At 52.8% G+C, this 7,698-nt stretch carries 8 protein-coding genes and 1 tRNA gene; 5 read left to right on the forward strand and 4 right to left on the reverse strand.

Features of this window, described 5'->3' with window-relative positions; translation table 11 throughout:
• The coding region (locus tag ACOYIE_RS07535) for an alanine:cation symporter family protein (protein WP_433411972.1) at positions 1 to 432 on the reverse strand (432 nt) is incomplete at its 3' end.
• Between the two features lie 288 nt (positions 433 to 720).
• Positions 721 to 2,706: an LTA synthase family protein gene (locus ACOYIE_RS07540; RefSeq protein WP_433411974.1), complete on the reverse strand. Its 1,986-nt coding sequence runs from the start codon at positions 2,704 to 2,706 to the stop codon at positions 721 to 723.
• 151 nt (positions 2,707 to 2,857) lie between these two features.
• On the opposite strand from ACOYIE_RS07540, the gene ACOYIE_RS07545 reads away from it, so the two are divergent.
• A tRNA-Arg gene (locus ACOYIE_RS07545) sits at positions 2,858 to 2,934 on the forward strand.
• Positions 2,935 to 3,076: 142 nt separating this feature from the next.
• On the opposite strand, the gene ACOYIE_RS07550 is transcribed toward ACOYIE_RS07545, so the two are convergent.
• Both ACOYIE_RS07550 and ACOYIE_RS07555 read right to left on the reverse strand, forming a co-directional pair.
• Positions 3,077 to 4,444, reverse strand: coding sequence for a tyrosine-type recombinase/integrase (locus ACOYIE_RS07550; protein WP_433411976.1), 1,368 nt, complete (start codon positions 4,442 to 4,444; stop codon positions 3,077 to 3,079).
• A 3-nt stretch (positions 4,445 to 4,447) separates the two neighbouring features.
• Complete coding sequence (locus ACOYIE_RS07555; protein ID WP_433411978.1) at positions 4,448 to 5,140, reverse strand: helix-turn-helix domain-containing protein; 693 nt, start codon at positions 5,138 to 5,140, stop codon at positions 4,448 to 4,450.
• 295 nt (positions 5,141 to 5,435) lie between these two features.
• Between ACOYIE_RS07555 and ACOYIE_RS07560 the strand changes: the two genes are divergently transcribed.
• From ACOYIE_RS07560 to ACOYIE_RS07575, 4 genes are all read left to right on the forward strand, one after another.
• Entirely contained in the window at positions 5,436 to 5,681 is a 246-nt protein-coding gene (locus ACOYIE_RS07560) for a hypothetical protein (protein ID WP_433411980.1), read from the forward strand.
• 18 nt (positions 5,682 to 5,699) lie between these two features.
• A complete protein-coding gene (locus ACOYIE_RS07565) occupies positions 5,700 to 5,999 on the forward strand; it encodes a hypothetical protein (protein ID WP_433411982.1) in 300 nt (99 codons plus the stop codon).
• Between the two features lie 14 nt (positions 6,000 to 6,013).
• Positions 6,014 to 6,718: a helix-turn-helix domain-containing protein gene (locus ACOYIE_RS07570; protein WP_433411983.1), complete on the forward strand. Its 705-nt coding sequence runs from the start codon at positions 6,014 to 6,016 to the stop codon at positions 6,716 to 6,718.
• Positions 6,712 to 7,698: replicative DNA helicase (locus tag ACOYIE_RS07575; RefSeq protein ID WP_433411985.1), on the forward strand; the 987-nt coding region annotated here is incomplete at its 3' end. The genes ACOYIE_RS07570 and ACOYIE_RS07575, both read left to right, overlap by 7 nt.

The raw sequence follows: 7,698 nt of genomic DNA on the forward strand, positions 1-7,698 counted from the left end.
CATCCGCTTCATGTGCAGGCCACGCTCCAGCGCATACATCGCGCCGCCCTGCATGCGGCCGTCTTTGGTCTGTACGCGGTATTTGACCGCAATCAGGCTTTCCGCATACTTGGTGGCGATGCCGAACACGCCGGTCAGCCAGCACCAGAACACGGCGCCCGGGCCGCCAAGGAACACCGCCGTGCCCACGCCGACAATATTGCCCGTGCCGATGGTGGAGGCCAGCGCGGTCGTCAGCGCCTGAAACTGGCTGACATCGCCCGGCGAATCCGGATCTTTTTTGACCGACAGCCGGATGCCGGTAAAGGTCTTGCGCTGGATAAAGCCGGTGCGCACCGTCATATACAGGTGCGTGCCAAACAGCAGCACAATCATGGGCAGCCCCCAGATCGCGCTGTCCAGCCATTTGACAAAATTGGTGAACGCTTCCATTATTTTTCTTCCCTTTCCGCTTATTTTGCAAATAAAAAGGAGTGAGATGACTCTCACTCCCCAAACAGAGCGTTTCCGTCCCCCGACAGAAACGATATTCCCCCGTCCTGTTGCCTGAGAGTTTCGCACAGTGCACGAACGCCCCTTCGTCCTGCGCTCCAGGCAGATTTTTCAAGAGGGCTTATGCTCCCGCAGCAAGCCATCCGCGGTCTGCTGCGGCAATTATTTGAAAACATTGTATCACTTTATCACGCAAAACGCAAGAAAAAGTCAAGCTGCCTGCGCCGCTTACGGCCCGTCCGGCAAGACGTGCCGGTAATAGTCGGTCTCCAAAATGCGCGCGTCTGCGGTAAATTCCGCCGAAACGGCCTGCTGCATGGCCGCAAGGTACGCCTCGTCCGGCTGCTGCCCCTCCGCCCAAAGGGCTTCGCCCGTCCGCGCGTTGTACCGCACGCGGCCGGTGATGAACGAGCGGTCCTCAAACAGAATGAACGGCTCCGCATCCGAGAAAATGTCGCGTCCGGTCAGCAGGCGGGAATCATACGGCAGGCCAAACAGGTTGGACAGCGTGGGCAGAATATCCGCACTCCAGCACGGCTTGTCCACCGTGCGCGGTTCCATGCCCTTGCGGTACAGAATAAACGACGAACGGTACAGCTCAAATACAGGGTCTACCGGATGGCCGAGAAATTCGCTGATCTGCTCGTTTGTCAGCCCGTAAGGGTAATGGTCGGGCGCCATGGCAATCACCGTTTTTTCCGCCACGCCGGCCTGCTCCAGCTGCTCGAGCAGATAGGCCATCGCACGGTCCAGCTCAATATTGCAGGCAACATAGGCGCGGCAGGCCTCTGAATACGGCAGCCCTTCCACCGCTTCCTTATGGCGGGCCGACTGGGTATTGCCGTAAAAATTATACTCCATATGGCCGGAAACCGTCATATAATATACATGGAACGGCTTTTCTCCCAAATACTCCGGCATGGTGACCTGCATCATCTCCAGGTCGGACTCCGGCCAGACCTCAGTCACATTGACGCCGCTGCCCAGGCCCTTATACACATACCCCAAATTGGGATGCGAAACTTCGCGCCGGTAGTAGTCAAACGTGTGGTTATGGTAGGCGTTGGTCTGGTAACCGCGCGCGCGGAACTGGTTGCCCAGCGCAAAGGGAAGCGCATTGTTCCGCGCCTGATACAGACTCCATACACCGGCCTTGGGCACCAGTCCCAGACAGTTGACATATTCTCCGTCAATCGTCGAAACGCCCCAAATCGGATTGTAAAAATTAGTGAAGTTGACGCCTTCCTGCACCATTTTATACAAAGTAGGCGTCAGATTTTCGTCAATTGTGTAAGGCGAAAAGCCTTCTGCGGTCAGGAAAATCAGATTATAGCCTTCGCAAACGCCCGTCATCTCATTCTGCATGGTCGGCTGCCGCGCAGCGAAAAAGCCGTGCAGCTCCCGCACACCCGCATCCTGCTCTGCCTGCATGAGCGCCTCAAAATCAATATCAAGCGCATTGGGGCCGTAAACGGGCTGCTCCTCTGCGGGCGGCTGTTCCGGAAAAGGGCTGTTTTCTTCATCGGGCGCAGGCGATGGGGACAGGCCCCCGTCCAGTTCCCCGCCGCTGGGAAAGCCAAACAAAGTGCGCTCCGCATCCAGGCGAAAGGCGTTCATCAGCCCCAGCCGCTGCGCCGCCTGCTTGATGCTGCCGCCGTTATCATACAGATCCTGCGGTGTGCCCGCGCCGGTGCCGAACAGCGGCACCGCACAGCGCGCGGCCATGTGCCAGAGCAGCATCAGAAACAGCAGCGCCACGCCACGCCGCGGCGCGCGCGGTGCAAAGGCTCGTCTTGCCGTATAGAGCAGAATCCCCAGCAGCGGCAGGCTGATCAGCGCGCACTGCCACCATCGGCTGGCAAAGGCAGACAGAATCTGTTTCCAAAAGCGCAGCACCTGCCCGCCGTTGAGCATGGAATAGACCGGATAGCACGTCTGAAACACCCTGTAATACACCGTCTGAGACAGATAAAAAAACCAGAGCACCGCGGCGGACAGCACGACGAACACCCGCGCCCCGCGCGGCGGCAGCAGCGCAGATACGCCCGTTACAAAAAGCGCAAACGCGCCTGCAAACAGCGCCGCCAGCACAAGGCCGGACAGCTCCGCCGCATCGAGCGTCAGGCGGAATACCGTCTCGCACCACAGCACATCCGCAAAGAACAGTGCGCCCAGCACCCCCGCGGCCAATTTCTTTTTCTTTTTTCTATGCACAGGCCGATTCCCTTTCTCGACAAAATAATAAATTTTCTTTATTTTAACACAGTCTTTACGCATATACAATCAAATACATAATTTTTCAAAAAAAATTGTTGACAGACCGCTTTTTTTATGGTATTCTATTTAGGCAGTCGAAACTAAATATGCGCCAGTAGCTCAGCTGGATAGAGTGTTTGGCTACGAACCAAAAGGTCGGGGGTTCGAATCCCTTCTGGCGTACCAGAAAAACCGTTATTTCAAACGAAATAGCGGTTTTTTCTTAACTTTTTGCACTGTTTTGAAATTCTGCAATTTTGCCTTGGTGTTTATTTGGTGTTTATGGGTCAAAAAATCGGGCGTTCCCGCTGATGGGAGCGCCCTTTTTCTATGCCTGTTTTTTGATCGGGTTTAGAATGTCGTTTAACGTATCAGCCGCAGCCGCATCTGCGCTTTGGATTGCATGTGCATAGATATTTGCGGTAGTGCTGGCTTGGGAATGACCGAGACGCGCTGACACGGTACGCAGGTTTGTTCCGCTCGAAATCAGCAGCGTTGCATTAGTATGCCGCAGGCTGTGAATTGTTACAGGCGGCAGGTCGTTGCGTTTGACAAGGTCGCTGAACCAGTTTGTCAATGTGTCAGGGCGGAAGGGGGCGCCGTTCCAGCGGGTAAACACACGGTCGCTTTCCTGCCACTGGTCGCCTATCCTTAACCGCTCCTTGTTCTGCCATGCTCGGTATTCTCTGAGCATAGGAATACAGTTAGACGGTAGTTTAATAGCTCGTTGAGAGCTTGCCGTCTTGGGTGTGTCGTCTAACAATCCCTGACCGGCAATATAAACCGTGTTGCGCCGGACTTGCAGCACGGCTTTTCCGAAGTCTATATCACTCCACTGCAATGCGCACAGCTCGCCGCGCCGCAGGCCAGTATTGATCAGCAATAGAATCATGGTGCGGTATTGTATTGGCTCACAGTCCAATAAAGCGATGAGCTGCGCCGCTTGCTTTTCATCAAGATAGCGGGCTTCTTTCCGCTCGGCTCGTGGTGCTTTGACCCGCTTGCAAGGGTTCGAGGGAATAAGCTGCCACTGCACAGCGGTTTCCAACATGGAGGATAACAGCCGGTGATAGTGCAGCAGTGTTTTGCCTGAAAGCGTTTCCTTACCGGTTGGTTCAAATACATCATCGAGCGGGCGTTTCAGGGCGGCACTGATCTTTTCGGCACTGCGGCGGCTGATATTGCGACCGGCTGACAGAGATTCGATTGTGCCTATGCTCACGCCTGCTGATGCAGCAAACGCAGATTGCGTTGTGGATAATAACGACTTGAAGTCGGTTTTGCAGCTGTATTTTGTGTCGGCACGCACGCCTGCTTCACCGAGATTGGCATAAAAAGCGGTGATGTGATTCGGGCGCAGCTTATCCAGACGAATATGCCCCAGCGCAGCAAGTACACGCGGCATCAGCGCGGTATATGTGGCAAAGGTTCGGGGTTTTAGCTGCTTCTCGGCATAATCGGCAAACCACTTTTCCGCAAAGTCAGCAAACTTAATATTCCCGTCCAATACTTGACCGGTACGGCATTTTTCTTCAAATAGAACTGCCTGCCGGTCGAGTTCTTTTTTTATCTGCCGTGCTGTCATGCCCTGCTCAGGTGCCCATGTCATCGTGCGTCGTATCTGCTTGCCGTTCAGGTCATAGCCGCAGGATACCATGATGCGGTAGCTGTTGCCGCGCTGTTCAATAGTAGACACGGGTCAGTCCTCCCTTTTTATACTAATCGGGAACAGCCAATCGTCATCATTTTCTACCCTTTTTGCAACATCTTGCAGAAAATTCATAATTTCTCGTGTTGTATGTTGCTCCCAATATTCTTGATATTGACGATTGCTAAGCGTTACAGGCTTACCGGCAAGAAAGTCGCTTTCGCTTTGAAATTCGCTCTTTATTTCGTTTAGAAAATTTGTACTTTGATAATAGGGGATGCTTTCAGCATCGCGCATTTTAAGATTTTGCAGGAAAATACCTATATCCGAGAGGAGATACATGATGTTAGGGCTTTCTAACACTTTATTGAGCGCAAAAATCGCAGTGCCGTTCGGTTGCATCTCTGTACTGGCTTCTCGAAGATTGCAGATATTCTCAATCGCTTTTTTTGATAACCCAAGTGCGTCTTGCATATCAACTTGCTCTCTTGTCCTACATTCCTGTTCACAAAGTAAATATTGCACATCACAATGAAATAACTGACTGAGCTTCCTTAGCTCTGGTATTGTGGGGCAGCTTTTCCCTCTTTCCCAACTAACAACCGTTGTTCTTGCACAGTTCATATATTTCGAAAGTTCATCTTGTGTCATAGCTTTTCCTTTTTGCCTGATGGCTTTACGCTCTTTCTGTATGCGTTTTCCTATAGATTCCTGCATCTCAAAAATGTCGCTATAAACGGACATAATATTTATCCTTTCTCTTCAATGTTCAAAAATGATAGTTTCCGCAATCATCGTTTCATAGTATAATAGTATCATGAGGTAGATGAAAAATCAATAAAATGAGGTGACAAATATGAACAATTCAGAAATTCGAAATCTTGTTCGCACAAACAGACTTTATATGTGGGAAGTTGCTATAGCAGCAGGTATTAGTGAGCCTACCCTTACACGATGGATGCGCACAGAGATGAGCGGCGAACACCGTACACGTGTTTTAGATGCCATTTATTCCTTACTTGAACAGGAGGTGCGGTAAATGCCCGCACGCATGAGATTTCCCGCACAGGCTTTGGAAGAGCTGCGCAAGCTCGACCCGAACACAGCGGTTAGCCTGCGGATGATCCGGCGGCTGGTAAACTCCGGTGCTGTGCCGTCTGTTCCGGTGGGGACGGGCAATCGTAGGCTGCTGAACTTTGATGCGCTTCTGTACTATCTGGAAAGCCCGCATGAGGAAGAACAGGTACAGGGTATCCGGCGCGTTGATGAGCGTGCATGCATCTGAGGGGACGGTGGACAAGTCTTGAGAATTTCGGAATACTTACCAACCAGCAAAGAAAATGCAATCCCCAGCGGAACGCTTGCGGGCATGCTCGGCTTTGATACGGTGCGCGAGCTGCAAAAGGCCATCGAGAGGGAACGGCAGTCAGGCGCGGTGATTCTCTCCACCTGCACAGAGGGCGGCGGCTATTTCCTGCCTGCCAACGAGCAGGAGATCAGGGAGTTTATACGCACCCTGTCCAACCGTGCCAAGAACACCCGCCGTTCTATGGAAAGCGCACTGGATGCGCTGGACGGCATGACCGGACAAATGCGGCTGTAAGGCGGTGGGCGCACTTGTCAGACAAATTCATTATCTTGCCGGAGCAAGTGTGCTTCGACAGGAATCTTCCACCGATGGCGCGGTTGCTGTATGGTGTGATTGCGTCGCTATCGGCAAAGGACGGCTTTTGCTGGGCACAAAACAGGTTCTTTGCTGATAAGTTCGGAGTGCAACCGGAAACTATTTCACGGGCTATAAACTCGCTCGAATCAGCGGGATATATTCGCCTTGAATTTGAAGGCAGCGGGAAGGAAATTCGACGCATTTATACCCTTGATAATTTTGTCATACCCCTTGGCGAAAAAGTCATACCCCTTGACAAAAAAATCAATAACCCTTGCGAAAAAAGTCAAGGCACCCTTGACGAAAAAGTCAAACATATAAATACAAGAGATATAAACAAAGATATATGCGCATGCGCATTTGCGCAGTTTTGGGAAGCGTACCCTAAGAAGCGCGACAAGGCCAAAGCAAAAAAGGCATTTGACAAGCTCGGCGTAAACCAAGACTTACTCAACGATATCCTTGCTGCGCTGGAATGGCAAACCAAGCTGCCGGACTGGACGAAAGACGGCGGGCAGTATATTCCCTTTGCAAGCACTTACCTGAACGGCCGCAGGTGGGAGGATGAACCGCCAGCCGCAGCGACTCAGCCGAAAGCACCCAAGCTAAAAACATGTATTGATGAGAACGGAAACGAGGTGGCGCAAATTTGCTGAAAGATAATTTTCTAACTGCCGAAAACGCGGTGATCGGGGCTTGTCTGGTTGACCCTGCCCTGTGGCGGGTGGTGCTGGACAAGCTGCACAGGGACGATCTGTATTCCGATTTCAACCGCGAAGCCTATGACGTGGCACGTCGGTTTGATCTGGACGGCAAAGAGCCGCCTAACGCGGTAGAGGTCGCGGACGCGGGCATAGATCGCAATGTCCTGTATGGCTGTATGGAAATTGCGTGCGCAGAGCGCGATTTAGACCGCTCCATCGAGCTGGTAAAGAAAGAAGCCCGCCGCCGCGAGCTGACGACCATCGGCAGACTGCTGGAAGATGGCGCATTGAACGGAGATGAACCGGATGCGGTGATTGCCGAAATGGAGCGGCGTATTTCTGCGCTGGATCACCGAGACAGCGGGCAGTTGTTAAACGGCCTTGATATTGCAGACGCCTTTTACGACTTCCGCGACCAAATCAGCGGAAAGCTCATCAAAACAGGGCTGGAACCGATTGACAGCACATTGGGCGGCGGCATGCTACCGGGCGGGTTTTACATACTGGCGGCGCGCCCTGGCTGCGGTAAAACCGCGCTGGCTTTGCAGATCGCGGACAACGTAGCGAAAGAGGGCGCGGTGCTGTTCGTGTCGCTTGAAATGGATGTTTCACAGCTACAGGCGCGGCGGCTGTCAAGGCGCACGGGCATATCCTCCTCGCGACTGCTGCTGGATGAGCATTTAACCGCTGGGGAGTGGCAGGCGGTGAAAACAGCAAATGCGGAACTGGCGCACTTGCCATTGTATGCCAACGGGAAAGAGGGCTGCACCGTCCTTGATGTGCGCTCGATGGCACGCCATATCAAAGGGCTGTCGCTGATTGTGATTGATTATCTGGGGCTGCTGCATCCGGAGCGCAGCCGGTCAAGCCGGTACGAGGAAATCACCGCAATATCGAACAGCTTGAAAGGTTTGGCACGGTCGCTTAAAATT

Origin of the sequence: Agathobaculum sp. (assembly GCF_050946325.1) — a bacterium.
Classification (GTDB): domain Bacteria; phylum Bacillota; class Clostridia; order Oscillospirales; family Butyricicoccaceae; genus Agathobaculum.

Coding starts and splice junctions, on each gene's coding strand:
- ACOYIE_RS07555 (WP_433411978.1), bottom strand. CDS start 5,140: ATGTCCGTTTATAGCGACATTTTTGAGATGCAGGAATCTATAGGAAAA.
- ACOYIE_RS07560 (WP_433411980.1), top strand. CDS start 5,436: ATGCCCGCACGCATGAGATTTCCCGCACAGGCTTTGGAAGAGCTGCGC.